The 17820-nt window shown below is 73.2% G+C and carries 18 protein-coding genes; 6 read left to right on the top strand and 12 right to left on the bottom strand.

Annotated features, from left to right (window positions below; genetic code table 11):
- Positions 1-71: 71 nt before the first annotated feature.
- Positions 72-533 carry an SDR family oxidoreductase gene (locus FVA95_RS15910; protein ID WP_240051532.1) on the top strand — a complete coding sequence of 154 codons (462 nt, stop codon included), beginning with the start codon at positions 72-74 and terminating at the stop codon, positions 531-533.
- Between the two features lie 46 nt (positions 534-579).
- On the opposite strand, the gene FVA95_RS15905 is transcribed toward FVA95_RS15910, so the two are convergent.
- Both FVA95_RS15905 and FVA95_RS15900 read right to left on the bottom strand, forming a co-directional pair.
- Positions 580-1383, bottom strand: a complete 804-nt coding sequence (locus FVA95_RS15905) for an ABC transporter permease (RefSeq protein ID WP_240051533.1) — start codon at positions 1381-1383, stop codon at positions 580-582.
- An 89-nt stretch (positions 1384-1472) separates the two neighbouring features.
- Positions 1473-4604 carry an alpha/beta fold hydrolase gene (locus tag FVA95_RS15900; protein WP_149664927.1) on the bottom strand — a complete coding sequence of 1044 codons (3132 nt, stop codon included), beginning with the start codon at positions 4602-4604 and terminating at the stop codon, positions 1473-1475.
- A gap of 234 nt (positions 4605-4838) precedes the next feature.
- On the opposite strand from FVA95_RS15900, the gene FVA95_RS15895 reads away from it, so the two are divergent.
- The 4 genes from FVA95_RS15895 to FVA95_RS15880 all read left to right on the top strand — a co-directional run bounded on the left by FVA95_RS15895 (position 4839) and on the right by FVA95_RS15880 (position 9438).
- Entirely contained in the window at positions 4839-6533 is a 1695-nt protein-coding gene (locus FVA95_RS15895) for a metallophosphoesterase (protein ID WP_205015874.1), read from the top strand.
- Between the two features lie 260 nt (positions 6534-6793).
- Positions 6794-7888 carry a TerC family protein gene (locus FVA95_RS15890; RefSeq protein WP_149664926.1) on the top strand — a complete coding sequence of 365 codons (1095 nt, stop codon included), beginning with the start codon at positions 6794-6796 and terminating at the stop codon, positions 7886-7888.
- Positions 7889-8081: 193 nt separating this feature from the next.
- On the top strand, positions 8082-9182 hold the full coding sequence (locus tag FVA95_RS15885; protein ID WP_149664925.1) for a sodium:calcium antiporter: 1101 nt from the start codon (positions 8082-8084) through the stop codon (positions 9180-9182).
- Between the two features lie 19 nt (positions 9183-9201).
- The gene (locus tag FVA95_RS15880; RefSeq protein ID WP_149664924.1) at positions 9202-9438 is read left to right on the top strand and encodes a hypothetical protein; all 237 of its coding nucleotides are present in this window, start codon (positions 9202-9204) and stop codon (positions 9436-9438) included.
- 6 nt (positions 9439-9444) lie between these two features.
- Here the strand turns inward: FVA95_RS15880 and FVA95_RS15875 are convergent, their stop codons facing one another.
- Both FVA95_RS15875 and FVA95_RS15870 read right to left on the bottom strand, forming a co-directional pair.
- Positions 9445-9948, bottom strand: a complete 504-nt coding sequence (locus FVA95_RS15875) for a metallophosphoesterase (RefSeq protein ID WP_149664923.1) — start codon at positions 9946-9948, stop codon at positions 9445-9447.
- Entirely contained in the window at positions 9945-10322 is a 378-nt protein-coding gene (locus FVA95_RS15870) for an FKBP-type peptidyl-prolyl cis-trans isomerase (RefSeq protein WP_020626759.1), read from the bottom strand. The genes FVA95_RS15875 and FVA95_RS15870 overlap by 4 nt, the downstream gene beginning before the upstream one ends.
- Positions 10323-10440: 118 nt before the next feature.
- Here FVA95_RS15870 and FVA95_RS15865 point away from each other — a divergent pair, with 118 nt between their 5' ends.
- Positions 10441-11097 carry an SMI1/KNR4 family protein gene (locus FVA95_RS15865; RefSeq protein WP_161992324.1) on the top strand — a complete coding sequence of 219 codons (657 nt, stop codon included), beginning with the start codon at positions 10441-10443 and terminating at the stop codon, positions 11095-11097.
- A gap of 11 nt (positions 11098-11108) precedes the next feature.
- On the opposite strand, the gene pqqE is transcribed toward FVA95_RS15865, so the two are convergent.
- The 8 genes from pqqE to FVA95_RS15825 all read right to left on the bottom strand — a co-directional run bounded on the left by pqqE (position 11109) and on the right by FVA95_RS15825 (position 17810).
- The gene (gene pqqE, locus FVA95_RS15860; RefSeq protein WP_149664921.1) at positions 11109-12191 is read right to left on the bottom strand and encodes a pyrroloquinoline quinone biosynthesis protein PqqE; all 1083 of its coding nucleotides are present in this window, start codon (positions 12189-12191) and stop codon (positions 11109-11111) included.
- Positions 12188-12550 carry a pyrroloquinoline quinone biosynthesis peptide chaperone PqqD gene (pqqD, locus tag FVA95_RS15855; RefSeq protein WP_149664920.1) on the bottom strand — a complete coding sequence of 121 codons (363 nt, stop codon included), beginning with the start codon at positions 12548-12550 and terminating at the stop codon, positions 12188-12190. Before pqqD ends, pqqE begins: the two co-directional genes overlap by 4 nt.
- Positions 12537-13244: a pyrroloquinoline-quinone synthase PqqC gene (gene pqqC / locus FVA95_RS15850; protein WP_149664919.1), complete on the bottom strand. Its 708-nt coding sequence runs from the start codon at positions 13242-13244 to the stop codon at positions 12537-12539. The genes pqqD and pqqC overlap by 14 nt, the downstream gene beginning before the upstream one ends.
- Position 13245: 1 nt before the next feature.
- On the bottom strand, positions 13246-14139 hold the full coding sequence (gene pqqB, locus FVA95_RS15845) for a pyrroloquinoline quinone biosynthesis protein PqqB (RefSeq protein WP_149664918.1): 894 nt from the start codon (positions 14137-14139) through the stop codon (positions 13246-13248).
- Between the two features lie 67 nt (positions 14140-14206).
- Complete coding sequence (gene pqqA, locus FVA95_RS15840) at positions 14207-14299, bottom strand: pyrroloquinoline quinone precursor peptide PqqA (protein ID WP_060712366.1); 93 nt, start codon at positions 14297-14299, stop codon at positions 14207-14209.
- A gap of 49 nt (positions 14300-14348) precedes the next feature.
- On the bottom strand, positions 14349-16037 hold the full coding sequence (locus tag FVA95_RS15835) for a PQQ-dependent dehydrogenase, methanol/ethanol family (protein ID WP_149664917.1): 1689 nt from the start codon (positions 16035-16037) through the stop codon (positions 14349-14351).
- Positions 16034-16516: an MSMEG_3727 family PQQ-associated protein gene (locus FVA95_RS15830; protein WP_368667330.1), complete on the bottom strand. Its 483-nt coding sequence runs from the start codon at positions 16514-16516 to the stop codon at positions 16034-16036. The genes FVA95_RS15835 and FVA95_RS15830 overlap by 4 nt, the downstream gene beginning before the upstream one ends.
- A gap of 532 nt (positions 16517-17048) precedes the next feature.
- Positions 17049-17810: a ribonucleotide reductase gene (locus FVA95_RS15825; protein ID WP_240051531.1), complete on the bottom strand. Its 762-nt coding sequence runs from the start codon at positions 17808-17810 to the stop codon at positions 17049-17051.
- Positions 17811-17820 lie beyond the last annotated feature (10 nt).

The following is a 17820-nucleotide window of genomic DNA, read 5'->3' as shown; positions in this document are numbered from 1 at the left end:
CAGCAACGACTGAACACCCGACAAGGGGGTCAGTCCCAATCCGTCGTTACGGGGTTACTCCCAACCCGCCGTTGACAATCTTCGACGTCAACGTGTTCGGCGTCGTCCACTGCCTGCAGGCCGCGGCCCGCGTGATGATCGACCGCGGGACCGGCGGGAAGATCATCAGTGCCGCGTCGATCGCCGGGCACCAGGGCTTCGAGCTCCTGGGGCACTACTCGGCGACGAAGTTCGCCGTCCGCGCCCTCACCCAGGCCGCGGCGAAGGAGCTGGCGCCGCACCGGATCACCGTGAACGCGTACTGCCCGGGGATCGTCGGCACCGACATGTGGGACCTGATCGACGAGCAGATGGGCGCCCGCAGCGGCGCCGCCAAGGGCGAGACGCTGAAGCAGTACGCGGCCGGGATCCCGCTGGGCCGGGTGCAGACCGCCGACGACGTCGCCGCCTTCGTCTCCTACCTCGCCGGCCCGGACTCCGACTACATGACCGGCCAGGCCGTCGTGATCGACGGCGGGGTGGTCATGGTCTGAGCGACGCGCCGGGTGCCGGGCCACGCGGGGCGGCCCGGCACCGCGGTCAGCTGGTGATGTCCTTGGTGCGGAACCGCCACGCCGCGAGCCCCAGGAACACGGTGGCGTAGCAGACCGCGGAGAACGCGCCGTAGGTCATGTCCGACCAGTCGACATCGGTCGCCAGCAGCGCTGACCAGGCATCTCCGTAGTGGGTCGGGAGGAAGTCCCGGATGACCCCCAGGTCCTCGATCTGGTCGATGATCTGGGAAACGATCGAGGCCATCACCGCGCCGCCCACCGCGCCCAGCGGGGCGTCGGTGCTCACCGACAGCAGCAACGCCAGTCCGGCCACCCAGCTCAGCTGCACGGTCACGTACAGCGCGCCGAGCATCACCCGCCCGACCGCACTCCAGAACGGCAGCGACTCCCCGATCGGCGAGACCAGGTCCCCGGTGCCGTAGGCGAGCGCGCCCACCACCAGCGAGGCGACCGGGAGCAGCAGCAGCGCCGCGACCGACAGCACCCCCGCGACGACGGCCTTCTGCCGGAGCAGCCGCGCCCGCGGCACCGGGACGGCCAGCAGGTAGCGCAGCGACGACCACGACGCCTCCGAGGCCACGGTGTCGCCGAAGAACAGCGCGACCAGCACCACCAGCAGGAAGCTCGCCGAGGCGAACAACGTGAACACTGCGAAGTTCGCGGCGCTGCCCGACGCCAGGTCGACCAGGCTCGGGCCGCGGGCGCCGGGGTCGTCGTCGCCGAGGGAGAACGCCGCCCACAGGATGATCGGCATGGCCACGACCAGCGCGAACGCGACCTGGGTGCGACGGCGCTGGAGCTGGCGGACCAGCTCGGTGCGCAGCGGCATCGTGCGTCCCGGGACGGCGGGCGGCGCGGCCCGGCCGGTCACGAGGTCGCCGACGTGCCCGCGACGGGTCGAGAGCTGACGGTCGTCACTCACGGGGTACCTCCGGCGTCCTGCCCCTGCGGGGCTCCCACGTCCTGCCCCTGCGGGGCTCCGACGTCACGGCCCTCGGGGCCCACCAGTTCCAGGAACGCGTCCTCCAGCCGGCCGCGCGGCCCGGCCGCGCTGACCGCGACCCCGCCGGACACCAGCGCGGCGACGGCGTCGGCGCGGGCGGTGTCGCCCGTGTGGGCGTGCACGACGCCCGGCTCGTCCCCGGTGACGACGTCGGTGACGCCGTCGAGGCCGGCCAGCACCGCCGCGGCCCGGCCGGTGTCGTCCACGGTGAACGACGAGCCGCCCCCGGCCGCCATCAGCTCGGCGACCGTCCCCGCGGCGACGACCGTGCCGCGGTGCATGACTATGACCTCCGAGCAGGTCTGCTCGACCTCCGACAGCAGGTGGCTGGACACGAGCACGGTCCGGCCGCCCGCGGCGTAGCGGCGCAGCAGCTCGCGCATCGCGTGGATCTGGGGCGGGTCGAGCCCGTTGGTGGGCTCGTCGAGGATGAGCAGCTCGGGCAGGCCCAGCATCGCCTGCGCGATCGCGAGGCGCTGCCGCATGCCCTGGGAGTAGGTGCCGACGCGGCGGTGCACCGAGTCGCCGAGACCGGCGATCTCCAGCGTCTCGGTCATCCGGGCCTGCTCCGGTGGGCGTCCGGTGGCCTCCCAGTACAGGCGCAGGTTCTCCGCGCCCGACAGGTGCGGCAGGAACCCGGGGCCCTCGACGAAGGCGCCGATCCGCGACAGCACCGCCGCGCCGGGCCGGATCGGGCGGCCGAACGCGGTCATCGTCCCGGCGGTGGGCGCGATCAGACCCATGAGCATGCGCAGCACGGTCGTCTTGCCGGCGCCGTTCGGGCCGAGCAGGCCGAGCACCGCGCCGCGCGGCACCGTGAACGACACGTCGGACACCGCGGCGAACCCGTTGCGGTAGGTCTTCGCCAGCCCGCCGACGACCAGCGGCGCCGCGTCGTCGGGCACGTCGTCGTCGGAGGGGTCGGCCCGGCGCAACCGCAGCCGCGCCACCAGCCACGCCACGAGTGCCGCGGCCAGCACGGCGGCGATCCCGAGCACCGGCCACAGGGGGACCGTCCCCGCCGACTCGGTGCGGCCGGGCACCTGGGGCACCGACAGTGCGGTGTCCCCGGCGAGCCCGACCCGCCACACGGCCGGGTCGGCGCCGGAGTCGTAGCCCTGGTCGGTCGTCGACAACTGCACCAGCAGGCGGCTGCCGGCCTGCACCGGTGCGACGACGCCGGGCAGCGTCACCGTGGTCTCGGCCGGGGACCCGTCGGCGGGGACGGCGATCCGCAGGGGCGCGACGGCGTTGCCCAGCAGCGTGCTGCGCCCGTCCGGGCCGAGCGTGGTGAGCGAGGCGAACAGCACCGCGGTGTCCGGGGCGGGCTGTCCGGCGACCCGCGCGACGCGCACCGTCACCCGCGGTGCCCCCGACGGCTGCATCGCGTCGGCGACGGGCGCGGTGAGGAACCGGGCGGACTGGCCCGGGGTCGTCAGGCCGGACAGGCCGCCCAGCGAGCCCAGCGACCCGAGCGCCGAGCCGAGCCCCGGCAACGAGGTGAGCGCCGAGGGGTTCCCGCCCGGCGGGTGGACGACGGTCTGCTCGCCGCCCTCCAGCGGCAGCGCGGTGGTCGGTGCGGGAGCGGAGCCCGCCGTCAGGCCGGGGTAGGCGTCGGCCAGGACGGTCCGGCCGGTGGGGGTGTCGTCGCGGGCGCGGACGGTGCTGCGGACCTGGTAGGCGAAGGGGGCCTCGGCGAGGCCGCCGGTGGTGCCCTCGGCGGCGGGCAGGCCCCGCAGGTGCTGGTCGAACCAGTCGGCGATGCGGGCGCGGACCTCGGAGTCGGGGCCGCCGCCGTCGTGGCCGCCCGCGAACCACAGCACCGACACGGGGGTGCCGTTCGCGGCGATCTGGCGGGCGTTCGCGTCGGCCTGGTCGAGACCGAACAGGGTGTCCTGCTCGCCCTGGACGAGCAGCGTCGGCGCGGTGATCCGGTCGGTGACGGTCGCGGGGGAGGAGCGGCGCAGCAGCTGGGCGAGCTCCGGGGAGACGCGGCCGGTGCGGGCGGCCTCGCCGTAGGCGGCGCAGACGTCGCGGGCGAAGCGGCCGCAGACCGGGTCCGAGGGGGCGCCGGGCGCCGCACCGGGGCTGCTGCCCGCGGACGTGCCGGGGCCGGCCGGGCCGGGGCTCCCCGGCCCGCCTGCCGAAGTCCCGGCGTCGACGGCCCCGTTCCCGGAGCCGACACCGCCGTCTCCGTCGGCCCCGCCGCCGGTCCCGCCCGACCCGCCGAAGCCGCCGCCGGACTCGTCGCCGGAGCCCGACCCGGCCCCGGATGCGGTGTCGCCGCCCGCGGGGACCCGGCCTCCGGAGCCGAAGAACACCCCGGCCCAGCCGCTCTTGAACACCCCGTCGCCGGCGCCCGCTCCCGCGGCGGGGGTGGCGGGTGCGCCCGTACCGGTGGGGACGGCGTTGTTCGGGAACAGCGCCTGCCCGAGGTCGTTCCAGGTGATCACCGGGACGATCGCGTCGATCCGCCGGTCGTAGCCGGCCAGCAGCAGGGCGAGGCCGCCGCCGTAGGAACCGCCGGTCACCCCGACGCGGGGGTCACCGGGGCCGTCCTGCTGCACGTCCGCGCGCCGGGACAACCGGTCCACCAGCCGGGAGGCGTCGGCCACCTCGCGATCCGGGTCGTCGAGCCCGATGCTGCCACCCGAGGCGCCGAAACCGCGCGCGGTCCAGGTCTGCACGACGTACCCGCGGGCGGCGAGCTCGCGGGCGTCGGAGTCGACCGAGTCCTTGCTCCCGCCGAAGCCGTGCGCGACCAGCACCGCGGGGGCGGGGGAGGCCGCGGTCGCCGAGGCGGGGACGTAGAGCGAGGCGTCCAGGTCGATCGTGCCCGGCTGTCCGGGGCCGGCCGGGACGGCGACCCGCTCGGCGGTGACCGCGACCGACCCGCCGTCGTCGGCGGCCGCCGCGGCGGGTGCCGCCGTCGCGACCGGGACACCGGGGGCGGCCGCCGCGGCGGGGGCGAACGCCAGCACCAGAGCGGTGACCGTCGCCGCCACGATCGGGGTACGGACCCACCGGGCCCGGGGGAGCACGTGCACCTCGTCGAAACTACGCAGATCCCTGCGGCCGCGTCGCCGGGCGGTGCGTGCGCCCCACCACGTCCCGTCCGTTCCCGTCCACCGGACCGTCCCCGCGCCGGTGCCGCGGGAACCGGCCGCCGCGGGATGAACTCCGCACCAACGGCGCGCGACCCCCGGGTGTCGTCGTCCGTTCACCTTCTGTTCCGCCGTGCAACGCCGACCGGAAGCCGCGACCCGGCACCGTCACCGGGTGTGAGCGTCAACCCCACCGGAGAGACCCCCGGCGTCGGTGTCCCGCGGGCACTCGCCGTCGACATGACGATCGCCGACCAGCAGGACTGGCTGGCCGCGTTCCTGCGTCGGCACCCCGTCAGCCGGCGCACCGCGCTGCGCGGCGGCGCCGGCGTGCTGGCCACGCTCGCCGCGTCCGGGTCACCGTGGGCACGCGGGGTCGCCGCGGCCGCCGGACCCGCGCCGGTCACCGTCGTCGGACGGCACCTGGCCTACGGGCCGGACCCGGCCCGGTCGATGTCGTTCTCCGGGGAGCTGACCGCGGCCCCGCCGCCCGGCCGGATGGTCGTCGACGTCGGTACCGACTCCGGGTTCGGTCTCACCCTCCCGGTGCAGGTCCGTCCGCTGGAGAGCCTGGTCCCGCAGGCCGACGGCGGCATCCGGGGCACCCGGCAGTGGTTCGTCCATGCCCGCGCCGACGGTCTGACCCCCGGCAGCCGCTACGTCTACCGGTTCCGGCTGGAGGGTGCGGACGGCACCGCGACGACCACCGCGACCAGCACGTTCCGCACGGCCGCGCCGCGCGGCACCCGGCACCGGTTCACCTTCACCGCGTTCGCCGACCAGGGTGTCAGCACCGGCGCCGAGCCGAATCTCTACAAGGCCGACGACACCCACCGCAGTCCGATGCCGTCGGAGGCGCTGACCGCGCTCGTCGCGGCCGAGCAGCCCGCGTTCCACCTGCTCGCCGGCGACATCTGCTACGCCGACCCCTCCGGTGCCGGGAAGCCCGCCCTCAACGGCGCGGGGCACGACGACGAGGCCCACGACAGCTTCGACCCCACGGTCTGGAGCACCTACCTCGCCGCGATCGAACGCTCGGCCGCGTCGACCCCGTGGATGTTCGCCACCGGCAACCACGATATGGAGGCGCTCTACGACCTGAACCGGGCCGACGGCCCCGCGCACGGCTACGCCGGGCACGCGGCCCGGCTGTCGCTGCCCGGGACCGGCCCCCGCGGCTGCCCCTCGGTGTACGCGTTCACCCACGGCACCGTCGGGGTCGCCAGCGTCGACGCCAACGACCTGTCCACCGAGATCCCGACCAACGCCGGCTACTCCGGCGGCACCCAGCTGGCCTGGCTGGAGCAGACCCTGGCCGGCTGGCGCGCCGACCCGGCCATCGAGTGGATCGTGTTGTTCTTCCACCACTGCGCCTTCGCCACCTCCGGCGCGCACGCCTCCGACGCCGGGGTGCGACGGGCGTTGGCGCCCCTGTGCGACCGCTACCGGGTCGACCTGTGCGTGCAGGGCCACAACCACCAGTACGAGCGCACCGACCCCATCCGTGACGGCCGTCCCACCCGCCCGGCCCCGGACCGCTCGACCGTCCACCCGGAGACCGACGGCACCACCTACGTCTGCGTCGGCTCCGGCGGGCGGCCCCGCTACCGCTGGCAGCCCGGCGAGACCGACAGCCACCGTGGCCAGGAGACCGAGCAGGCGCCGGTCACGAGCTTCGTGGCGGGACCCGACGACCAGAAGCAGGCCGAGACCGTCACCTGGTCGCGGACCCGGTACCTCGGCTACGCCTATCTGCGCTGCTCGGTGGTGCCCGGCTCCCACGGCACCGACTCCCAGCTCGTCGTGCATGCGATCACCGACCTCGGCGAGGAGATCGACAAGGTCCGGCTCAGCCGTCCAGCGCGCCGCTGAACCGGACAGTACGGACGAAGCGGGTCACCGACCGGGTGCACTGGGTCACCCCGACTCGCCACGCAACGGTGCAGGGAGGACACTTCACCTACCGCAGGGGAGTATCCCTACCGCGGTGGTGTCGTCAGCACGGTGTCGTCGTGAGCGTGGCTCGCGCGCGGACCCGGCACCACCGGCCACGCTCGGCAGTCGCAGGACCGGGGCGCCGTGGCGGGAGAGACCTCGGGCTGTCTGATGCTGCCCTGGTCTGGAGGAAGTCCGTGAACGTACCCCTGTGGGTCTGGTTGGTCACCATCGTCGGGTTCGTGCTGGTGATCGGCGCGGACCTGTGGCTCAACGACCACAAGCCGCACGCCGTGACCCTGGGCGAGGTCACCCGCTGGGTCGTCTTCTACGTGGCGCTGGCCGTCGCGTTCGGCTGCGGGGTCTGGTTCTTCTCCGGCGGCACCTACGCAGGCGAGTTCTTCGCCGGCTACCTGACCGAGTACTCGTTGTCGGTCGACAACCTGTTCGTCTTCCTCATCATCATGTCCGCGTTCAAGGTCCCGGTCCTCCACCAGCACCGGGTGCTGCTGGTCGGCATCGTGATCGCGCTGATCATGCGCAGCATCTTCATCGCCGCGGGCGCGGCGGTCATCGACCGCTTCAGCTGGGTGTTCTTCCTCTTCGCCGCGTTCCTCATCTACACCGCGGTCTCGCTGGTCAAGCAGGCCGCCGGCGGCGACGACGAGGAGTGGAAGGAAGGCCGGGTCCTGAAGTGGGTCCGCAAGGCCTTCCCGGTCACCGACGACTACCACGGCGCCAAGACCACGGTGAAGATCGACGGCAAGCGCTGGCTGACCCCGATGCTGATCGTGATGATCGCCATCGGCGTCACCGACATCATGTTCGCCCTGGACTCGATCCCGGCGATCTTCGGGCTCACCCAGGAGCCCTACCTCGTCTTCACCGCGAACGCGTTCGCGCTGATGGGGCTGCGTCAGCTCTACTTCCTGCTCGGCGGGCTGCTCAACAAGCTGGTCTTCCTGTCCTACGGCCTGGCAGTGCTGCTCGCCTTCATCGGCGTCAAGCTCGCCCTGCACGCCCTGCACGAGAACGAGCTGCCCTTCATCAACGGCGGGCAGCCGGTCCCGGTCCCCGAGGTCGGGATCGGGCTCTCGCTCGGCGTCATCGTCGGCGTCCTCGCGATCACCACGATCGCCAGCCTCGTCGCGGTCCGGATGAAGCCCGAGCTGGCCGAGCAGGGCAGCGGGATCACCGCGCCGCTGCTGGCCCGCACCAAGGAGGAGGCCGCGCAGATCGAGGCCCGCGACGAGCAGGCCGACCACCGCGTCAGCGCGCCCCCGCGCGACTGAGCCCCGCCGTCCCCGACGGGCTTTCTCCGCCCCGGCGTCCGCATCGGACACCGGGGCGGCTCCGTGTCCGCCTCGTTCGCCGGCACCGCCCCTGACCTGCCGAGACGTTCGCGCTCGCGGTGTCAAGTGTTGCATCGCCACGTGGCCCAGGTCACTATCGAGTGATCCTGGCAGCGTAGCGAGGGGCTGACGCATGATCCCGGTGATCGAGTTCGTCCTGGGCGTCGCAGTGCTGGTCTACAGCGCGGAGAAGCTCATCGGTTACCTGGTCGGGGTGGCGAGCCGCTGGGCGATCTCGCTGTTCCTGATCGCCGTCGTCTTCACCGGCATCGAGTTCGACGACCTCGCGTTCGGCGTCGTCCTCAACATGGAGGACCTCAGCGACGTCGCGCTCGGCACCGTCATCGGCACCACGATCGCGCTGACCGGCATCGTGCTGGCGCTCGCCGCGATCATCGCGCCGACCCGGGTCGAGGTCCCGCGCGACTACCTCGCGCTCTACGTCGCCGCTCCGGTGGTGATGTTCCTGCTGGCGCTCGGCGGCCTGCTCACCGCCGGGACCGGCGTCGTGCTGATCCTGCTGTTCGTCGCCTTCGTCGGCTGGATCGCCTATCGCGAGTACTCCGCCCGACGGCCCGTCTGGCGCAACGCCGAGGTGTACGAGCAGCTGGAGCGGGCCGGGGGCGGCGCGGGCGGGAGCACGACGGCGACGGTCGCGACGAGCGGCCCGCCCCGGAGCGGGACGGCGGACGGCAGCAGCCCCGGGTTCCGGCTGCCCGAGGACCTGCGCGTCGACGACGGGTTCCTGAAGGCACGGTCCCAGCCGCCCGGGCGGACCGTCCTGTTCGCCGTCATCGCGCTGATCGGGCTCGTCGTCGGTGCACTCGTCGCCGGACAGGGCACCGAGGGCATCCTCGAGACCTGGGCGATCAGCGGGACGGTCTTCGGGGTCACCATCGCGACGCTCGCGCTGTCGCTCGAGGACATCCTCATCACCGTCGAGCCGGCCCGGCGCGGCGCACCCGAGATCGCCGTCGCGAACGTGCTCGGCAGCGTCGTGTTCTCGGTCACCGGCAAGCTCGGCGTGATCCTGCTGGTCGGCGGGTCGATCGTGGTCGACCCGACGGCCCTGGTCTGGCACCTGCCGGTGCTGCTCGGGCTCACGGTGCTCTCTGCGGTGTTCCTCGGCACCGGGCGGATCCGCCGCTGGCACGGCGTGGTGCTGCTCGTGCTCTACGCCGCCTACTTCGTCGTCAGCCTCACCGTCTTCGGCGGCGTCCCCGTCGACGACTGAGCACCTGCAGGGAGACCCGATGCTCACGAAGGACCGGATGGCCGCGGCGCTCGTCGTCGTGGCCGCGCTGGTCGGCCTCGTGCTCGTGTTCGGCACGGGCGAGGGCGCCCGCGACGACGACGCCCCGGCGGTCGGCCCGCCGTCGGCCACCCGGGTGGACGACGACGACCGGCGGGCCCCGGCCGCTCCGGCCCCGCAGGACCGGGCGCCGGGGCAGCAGCAACAGCAGCCCGACGACGATGACGACGACGGCTGAGCGGCGTCAGAGGTGGTGCAGCACGACGTCGTCGATCCGGCCGTCGTGCAGGGTCAGCGTCATCCAGGTGTGGGTCGGCATCCGGCGCCGGTCGGTCGGCGACCCCGGGTTGAGCAGGCGCAGCCCGTCCGCGGCGGAGTCCCACGGGATGTGCGAGTGCCCGAACACCAGCAGGTCGGTGCCGGGGTGCGCGGCGAGGGCACGGCGCTCACGGCCCTGTTTCGGACCGGTCTCGTGGGTGACCGCGACCCGGACCCCGTCGATCCTCGCCCGGGCCGTCTCCGGCAGCCGGGCGCGCACGTCGTCGCCGTCGTTGTTGCCCCAGCAGGCGAGCAGCCGGGCCGCGCGGCCCGCGACCCGGTCGAGCAGCTCCACCGAGCACCAGTCACCGGCGTGCACCACGACGTCGGCGGCGTCGACGGCGTCCCACACCGGCCCGGGGAGCCCACCGGAGTGGGCGGCCCCGCGGCTCGGGTGGTGGGTGTCGGAGATCAGCAGGAGTGCGGTCAGCGCACGCCCACCAGGTCGCAGACGAAGATCAGGGTCTCGTTCGGGGCGATGACGCCGCCCGCCCCCTGGGCGCCGTATCCCAGGTGCGGCGGGATCACGAGCCGGCGGCGGCCGCCGACCTTCATCCCGGCGACGCCGTTGTCCCAGCCGGAGATGACCTGCCCGGCGCCGAGCCCGAACTGCAGCGGCTGGCCGCGGTCGTAGGAGTTGTCGAACTCGCGGCCGGTGGACTGCGAGACCCCGACGTAGTGCACGGCGACGGTGTCACCGGGCTTGGCCTCCTGGCCGTCGCCGACGGAGAGGTCCTCGGTCACGAGGTCGGTGGGCAGCGGGCCGTCGACGATCTCGACGGCGGGCTTCTGCGGTGCGGACACGGACGTGCTCCTCACGGACGGGGACGGCCCACGGGGGCGGGCCTGGGGTGTGCGACGACCCTGCCAGAACCCGTCGGCGGGTGCGTCCCGGGCCCGCCCGTCGTGGCAGGGTGCACACGTGACCGGTGACCGTGACCTCTCCGGCGGGGCTCCCGACGACGGCGTCGTGACCGACTGGCCCCGCTGGCTCGACGTGCTGGAACGGGCCGGGATCCCGGCCTCGTCCAACCTCCGCGGGCCCGCGGAGCCGGGCGCGGTCGCCGACGCCGAGGCCGTGTTCGGCCGGGGGTTCCCGGCCGCGCTGCGGGCGCTCTACGCGCTCGCCGACGGCCAGCTGGCCGACCACCCGCGCGCACCCGGTCCGCACCCGGAGGTCGCGACGAGCCTGTTCCCCGCGACCTACCGCTTCGTCCCGCTGGCCGAGGCGACCCGGGAGTACCGCGTCTGGGTCGATGCCGTCGCCACCGTGGGGAGCGACTTCGTGACCGTGCGCGCGGGCGACCCCGTGCGCGCCCGCTACTGGGACGCGGGCTGGTGGCCGCTGGCCGTCGACGGCGGCGGGAACGCCCTGGTCGTCGACACCGTCCCGGAGCCAGGCGGCACCGTGGGGCAGATCGTCGTCGCCGGGCCGGACGAGGACGAGCGCCGCGTGGTCGGGACGGGTGTGGGGGACTACCTGCGTCGGCTGATCGCCGCCGGACCGCAGGTCGACGACGCGGTCGTCGACCCCGCGGACCGTTCGTACCGCTTCTGGGACGTCGCGCATCTGCGCTGACCCGGTCGGGCTCAGCGGTGCGGGCGGGGGGCGAGCTCCAGGTCGACCCGCTCCGGCCGGTTGGCCTCGCCCACCACGTCCTCGACGAGTCCGTGCTCGGGCGACAGGTGGCACACCGGGTCGGTGGCCGCGGCGTCGCCGGTGAGCTGGAACGCCTGGCAGCGGCACCCGCCCAGGTCGATCTCGCGCCGCTCGCAGGTCCGGCACGGCTCCTGCATCCAGTCCTCGCCGCGGTAGGCGGTGAACAACGGCGCCGAGGCCCAGATCTCGGCCAGGCCCGTGTCGTGGACCGAGGCCCGCGGCAGCGGCAGGGTCTGCGCCGCCGGGCAGGGCAGCGCGTCGCCGTTCGGGGCGACGGTGAGCTGGCGCTGTGCCCAGCCCCCCATGCACGGCTTGGGGTGGCGGGAGTAGTAGTCGGGCAGCACGTGCACGACCTCCATCGACCCGGCCAGCCGGGCCCGGGCGGCGGTGACGACCTCCTCGGCCCGGTCGAGCTGCGCAGCCGTCGGCAGCAGCGACGGCCGGTTGCGCCACGCCCAGCCGTAGTACTGGGTGTTGGCGAGCTCCACCCGGTCCGCGCCGAGGCGCTCCACGAGGTCGACGATCGCGCCGACCCGGTCGATGTTGCCGCGGTGCAGGACCACGTTGACCGTGAGCGGCCAGTCCAGCTCGCGCACCAGCGCGCACGCCTCCAGCTTCCGCTCGAACGACCGGATCCCGGCGATCCGGTCGGAGGTGGCGGGCTCGTCGGCCTGCACGCTGACCTGCACGTGGTCCAGGCCCGCCGCGCGCAGTGCCTCGGCCCGCGGGCGGGACAGGCCCATCGCGCTGGTCACCAGGTTGGTGTACATGCCCAGCTCGGCGGCGGTGCGGACCAGCTCGGGCAGGTCCCTGCGCAGCAGCGGCTCCCCACCGGACAGGTGGCACTGCAGCACGCCCATGGCCGCGGCCTCGCCGAACACGCGCTGCCAGTCGGCGGTGGACAGCTCGTCGTCGTAGCGGGACAGCTCGATCGGGTTCGAGCAGTAGGCGCACGCCAGCGGGCAGCGGTAGGTGAGCTCGGCGAGCAGCCCGAACGGGCGCGGGGCGGTCATCCGAGCGCCACCAGGTTCCGGTCGACGAGCCGGGCCAGGTAGTCCCGCACCTGCTCCCCGACGACCAGCTCGTCGGCCTCGTCGAAGTCCGCGACCAGCGCGGCGACGATGTCGTCGACGGTGCGCTCGCCGTCGCACAGGCGCAGCACCGCGTGCCCGGTCCGGTTCAGCACGACGACGGTCTCCGGCCCGAGCAGCACCCAGCCGTCGGTCGGGCGGTCCGGGCGCATCCGCACGTGCCGGCCCAGCCGGGGCCGGGAGTCCCCGGTCACCGTGGCCGCGCGGGCGGCCCGCTCGCCGCGCCGCGGTGCCGGCACCCGCGCCGCACCGGCGGCCGTCGACCCGTCACGTGTAGGCATGGTCGATCGCATCCATGATCGCCCACAGCACGTCGCACTTGAACGACAGCGCGGCCTCGGCGGCGTCCTGCTCGGCAGGCGTGCGGCAGTGCGCGACGACGACCTCCAGCGCGTGCTCGGAGTCCCGCGGGGCCTGGACCAGGCGGTTGCGGAAGTACTGCAGCCCGTCCGGGTCGATCCAGGTGTAGTACTTCTCGAACGCCGCCAGCCGCTCGGCCATCAGGTCCGGGGCGAACAGCTCGGTCAGCGACGACGCGACCGCCTCGACCCACGGCCTCGTGCGGGCGAAGCCGACGTAGGCGTCGACGGCGAACCGCACCCCGGGCCGGACGTGCCGGTGGTCGAGGATCTCCGACCGGCTCAGCCCGCACGCCTCGCCGAGCCGCAGCCACGCCTCGATACCCCCCTGTCCGGAGTTCCCGCTGCCCGGTTCCCGGCCGTCGTGGACTCCATCATGATCAGTGATCCGGCGGATCCACCGCCGACGGACCCCGACATCGGGGCAGTTCGACAGGATCGCCGCGTCCTTGACCGGGATGGCCTCCTGGTAGGCGAACCGGTTCGCGACCCATCCGCGGATCTGGTCGGGGGTGAGGGTGCCGTCGTTCATGCGGACGTGGAACGGGTGCGCCGAGTGGTACTGCGCGGCGTGCGCCCGCAGGCGTCGCACCAGCGCGGTGTCCGGAGCGGTCATGTCAGACCTCCAGTTCCAGTCCGTCGAACCCGACGACGACCCCGGCGGCGGTGACCGCGGCGCGTTCGGCGGAGTCCTCCAGCAGGACGGGGTTGGTGTTGTTGACGTGCACGTAGACGATCCGGGGCACACCGAGGGCGGTGAGCACCTCCAGGCTGCCACCACGGCCGCCGATGTGCAGGTGTCCCATGTCGTGCGCGGTCTTCGCGGCCAGCCCGAGCCGCACCAGCTCGTCGTCGTGCCAGGTCGTGCCGTCGACGAGCAGCAGGTCCGCGCCGTCGATCTCGTCCTGCACCGCGGGGGTCAGCTCCTGGACGCCGGGCAGGTACACGGCGTACCGGCCGGACGCGGTGTCGGTGAACCGGTACCCGACGACGCGCCCGGGCAGGCCCTCGGCCACACCGAACCTGTCGTGCTTACCGGTCAGTGCCTCGAACGCGCGGTAGGCCAGGCCGCCGAGGTCGTGGTCCGTCCCCGGGACGACCTCGGTCCAGGTCACCGGGCAGAACCGCTCCAGGGTGGCCAGCAGCCCCGAGCCCGCACGCAGGGTGCGCTCGGTCGCCGCGGTCGCGTGCAGCGACACCCCGCGGCCCTCGCGCAGCAGCACCAGCCCCAGGGTGTGGTCGATCTCGGCGTCGGTGAGCAGCACCCCCTGCAGCGGGGTCGTCCGGTCGCCGGTGGGGTGCAGCGCGGGCGTGTCGGCGAGCTGGGTGCGGATGTCGGGGGAGGCGTTGACCAGCCACCACCGCCTGCCGTCGGGGGAGACGGCGATCGAGGACTGGGTGCGCGGCGTCACCGGCCGCGAGCCGTCGCGCACCGCCCGGCAGCCCGGACAGCCGCAGTTCCACTGCGGGAACCCGCCACCCGCCGCCGAGCCGAGGACCCGGATCCTCATGGCACCCCCTTGTTCCACGGCGACGGCCGGGGGCGCGCCGTTCGCGCACCCCCGGCCGTCGGCCACCTCACGCCTCGGTACGGGCGATGTACATCGTCACCTCGGGCGCGCAGCCGATCTCCTCGAACTCCGGCGCCTCCCACTCGGTGGTCGACTCCATGCGATCACCTCCCTCCTCACGACGTCCGGGTTCCCGGGAACGGCGGGTCCTACTGCTCGGGCAGCGCGAAGCAGAACAACGCGTCACCCGCGGCCGCACCGAGCAGACCCGGCAGGAACCCCTCGACCCAGCCGCCCCACCCGGTCGGCACGGCGACGAACTGCCTGCCGTCGACCTCGAAGGTGGTCGGGCTGGAGTGGTGCCCGCTCCCGCACTGGAACGACCAGAGCTTCTCCCCGGTCGAGGCGTCGAGCGCGACGAACTCACCGGTCGGGGTGCCCTGGAAGACCAGGCCGCCCGCGGTGGTCAGCGTCGAGGCGCACATCGGGTACTCGTTGTTCCAGCGCCACTTCTCCTCGCCGGTGAGCGGGTCGATGGCGGCGACGAACCCGTAGAAGTCCTCGATGTCGACGGCAACGCCGGCACCCCAGTAGGGGATGGACTCCTTGAACTCGCGGCGGCGCCGGGTGGCGGTCGCCCCGACCTCCTGGACGGGCACGTACATCAACCCGGTCTGCGGGTTGTAGGACATGTGCGTCCATTCCTTGCCACCCGCCGGGCCCGGCCAGAAGTGCACCGGGACGCCCTCCTCGTCGGGGTAGATCTTCGGCGTCACCGTGCCGTCCGGCGTGATCTCTCCCCAGGTGATCCGGTCGACGAACGGGAACACGCGCACGAGCTCGCCGTTGGTCCGGTCGAGCACGAAGAAGTAGCCGTTCTTGTCCGCGTGGGCGAGCAGCTTGCGCCCGTCCGGTGCGTCGAACAGCACGTTCTCCATCGTGGAGTCGTAGTCCCACAGGTCGTGCGGGGTGAACTGGTAGTGCCACCGGATCTCGCCGGTGTTGACGTCCACCGCGATCGTCGAGTCGGTGTAGAGGTTGTCGCCCGGCCGGATGCCGCCGTCGAAGTCCGGCGCGGGGTTCCCGGTGCCCTGGAACAGCAGCTCCAGCTCCGGGTCGTAGGTGGGTGTCACCCAGCAGTTCCCGCCGCCGCGTTGCCAGGCCTCGCCGTCGTCGGGCCAGGTCTCCGAGCCGGGCTCGCCCGGCTTCGGGACGGTGTAGCAGCGCCAGCGCCGCTCACCGGTGTGCGCGTCGAACGCGTCGAGGTGTCCGCGGACGCCGAACTCCCCGCCGGCGCTCCCGACGATCACCAGGTCCTTGACGATCAGCGGCGCGACCGAGCCGCTCTCGCCGGCGCGGACGTCACCGTTGACGGTGTCCCACACGACCTTCCCGGTCGTCGCGTCGAGCGCGACGATGTGCGCGTTGAGGGTGTACAGGTAGACCTTGCCGTGCCCGACGGCGAGCCCGCGGTTGACGTTGCCGCAGCACAGGGACACGTCGTAGGGCGAGGCGTGCTTGTACCGCCACAGCTCCTCGCCGGTCCTCGCGTCGATCGCCCAGGCGCGGCCGTCCGGGCCGGAGACGTACATGACGCCCTCGACGACGATCGGTGACGCCTCGAACGAGTAGGTCGACGCACCGGACTGCATGCCGACGGCCCCGGCCTGGAAGACCCAGGCGGGGGACAACCGGCGGACGGAGTCCTTGTCGATCTGGTCGAGCTCGCTGTAGCGCTGGCCGTCGTAGGTGCCGTAGTAGGTCAGCCAGTTCTGCGGCTCGGAGCGCGCTCCGCGGATGCGGTCGTAGTCCACGGTGGAGGTGGCCGGGGCTTCGCCCCGGACGTTGGTGAGCTGTACGTGCGGGATCGCTTCGCCCGCGTCGACGTAGTCGGTCATCTCGGGATCCTTCCTACGGTCGCGGCTGCGGGGGACGGTCGAGCTTGGCGTGGTCGGGTACCTCGCCCCCCGATGACGATCGAGCCGGTGAGACCGCGGCCCTCGTCGTTGCCGCTCGCGGAGCCGTAGTAGTACGTTCCCGGCCCGTCGAGGTTGATCTTCGCGGTGCCCTTGGAGTGGTTCACCAGCCAGATGAACTTCGGGTCACCGTTGCTGGGCAGCACCGCGCAGTGGGTGTTCTTGTCGTCGTTGATCAGGGTCAGCTCGATGTCACCGCCGTGCGGGAGGATGAGGATCCCGGGCTCGTAGCAGATCTCGTCCTCGGGGATCCGGATCGTCGCCCGGAGGACGCCGTCGGGTCCCTCCTCGGCGTACCCGATGGTCCCGCTGCCGAGCAGCCGGCCGAGCGCCAGCCGGTTCTGCCCGCCGAGACCCGCGGTCTCCAGCTGTTCGGCGCGTTCGTTGTCGGTGGTCGTCATTGACACTTTCCTCCCGAGCGCAATTCGTCGGTGGGTACGTGATCACTTTCACACTGCGCGGTGGTAAGCGTCAACCCTGCGCGCGCACCCGATTCTGCGCCGACGATCATGAATGCTCGGGCTGGTGTGCGAAACGATCTCCCGCGGCGACCGGGGCTCGGCTCGGACGATCTTCCAGCAGGTCAGATCTGCCTGTGTGGTTTCGGTCCCACGACTGGACGACGATTCTCCGGGGACCTCCGGAGTATTTGTTCGAGCCGTGCGAGGGGGATTCCGGAAACGGTGGTTAATCGCGTTCGGCGGCTCCGGGAATCGTGGCCGCCAGAGGTCGGTGATATCGGTGCAGTGCACGCACCCGCACGGGGGTGAGGTGTCCGTCCCCGTCGTGACGTGCGACATCGCAACCCGGGCGGCGCCACGGGCTCCGGTGTGGACGCCTGCGCGCCTCGCTCCCGGAACCGTCCGCGTCCATTCCGCGCAGGTCGGACCGCAGGCCTGCAGGAATGAAACACATGTTTCTCGAAAGGGGGTGTCACCAGAACTTGATGCCCGCCGCCTTGAGGCGACGGCGGTGCTGCTTCACCGCGAGCGCGATCGCGTCGGGGGTGATGAGCCCGCCCCAGACCTTCGCCGCGGTCTCGCCCTGCTCGAGCAGCGCGTCGGCTTCCTCGCCTCCCAGCTCGGCGCTCTGCACGACCCGCGAGCCGAAGCCGATGTGCCAGCGCTCGTCGCGCAGGACCAGCTCGGTCCCGCGGCGCACGCTCGGCAGCGGGACGGACAGCCGGTCCAGGGCCTGGAGCATCGCGTGCTGGCCGGGCAGCAGCACCACGCCCTCGATGACCATGTGGTAGAGCCCGACCGCCCCGGTCAGTCCCGTGTGGTCGTCGGCGAGCCGGCGGGCGGTCGACGGCAGCCGGTGCTCGAACAGGTCGACGAGCCCCGAGCCCACCTCGCGTCGCAGCACGTCCAGCCGGTCGGCCGGGGTGACGCCGGGGACCCCCAGCACCTGCGCGGCGACCAGGTCGAAGAACCGGGCGTGCCGCGCCTCGTCACGGGCCTGGGCGCGGAACGCGGCCTGCATGGTGTCGTCGAGCGCCGCGGCCTGGTACGAGCCGAGCTGCCCGGCCACCGAGGCCTCGGCGACGGCGAACCCGGCGACCAGCCCACGCACGGTCGCCGCCTCGTCCGGCGCGAGCCGGGTCCACGCGTCGCGGTCCGGACCCAGGTCGAGGTCGGTCTCGTCCCACTGCAGCGACTCGGCCAGCTGGACGAAGTGGTCGTATCCGGCGATCATGACCATGGTC

The sequence above is a fragment of the Pseudonocardia sp. EV170527-09 genome (genome assembly GCF_008369905.1).
In the GTDB taxonomy this organism is placed as follows: Bacteria; Actinomycetota; Actinomycetes; order Mycobacteriales; family Pseudonocardiaceae; genus Pseudonocardia.
This window is presented reverse-complemented; position numbering and strand designations above follow the sequence as displayed.

Bases quoted from the DNA above. Each gene is read 5' to 3' on its own strand.
- FVA95_RS15905 (WP_240051533.1), bottom strand. From the start codon at position 1,383: ATGCCGCTGCGCACCGAGCTGGTCCGCCAGCTCCAGCGCCGTCGCACC.
- FVA95_RS15885 (WP_149664925.1), top strand. From the start codon at position 8,082: ATGATCCCGGTGATCGAGTTCGTCCTGGGCGTCGCAGTGCTGGTCTAC.
- FVA95_RS15880 (WP_149664924.1), top strand. From the start codon at position 9,202: ATGCTCACGAAGGACCGGATGGCCGCGGCGCTCGTCGTCGTGGCCGCG.
- pqqE (WP_149664921.1), bottom strand. From the start codon at position 12,191: ATGACCGCCCCGCGCCCGTTCGGGCTGCTCGCCGAGCTCACCTACCGC.
- pqqD (WP_149664920.1), bottom strand. From the start codon at position 12,550: ATGCCTACACGTGACGGGTCGACGGCCGCCGGTGCGGCGCGGGTGCCG.
- pqqC (WP_149664919.1), bottom strand. From the start codon at position 13,244: ATGACCGCTCCGGACACCGCGCTGGTGCGACGCCTGCGGGCGCACGCC.
- pqqB (WP_149664918.1), bottom strand. From the start codon at position 14,139: ATGAGGATCCGGGTCCTCGGCTCGGCGGCGGGTGGCGGGTTCCCGCAG.
- pqqA (WP_060712366.1), bottom strand. From the start codon at position 14,299: ATGGAGTCGACCACCGAGTGGGAGGCGCCGGAGTTCGAGGAGATCGGC.
- FVA95_RS15835 (WP_149664917.1), bottom strand. From the start codon at position 16,037: ATGACCGACTACGTCGACGCGGGCGAAGCGATCCCGCACGTACAGCTC.
- FVA95_RS15830 (WP_368667330.1), bottom strand. From the start codon at position 16,516: ATGACGACCACCGACAACGAACGCGCCGAACAGCTGGAGACCGCGGGT.
- FVA95_RS15825 (WP_240051531.1), bottom strand. From the start codon at position 17,810: ATGATCGCCGGATACGACCACTTCGTCCAGCTGGCCGAGTCGCTGCAG.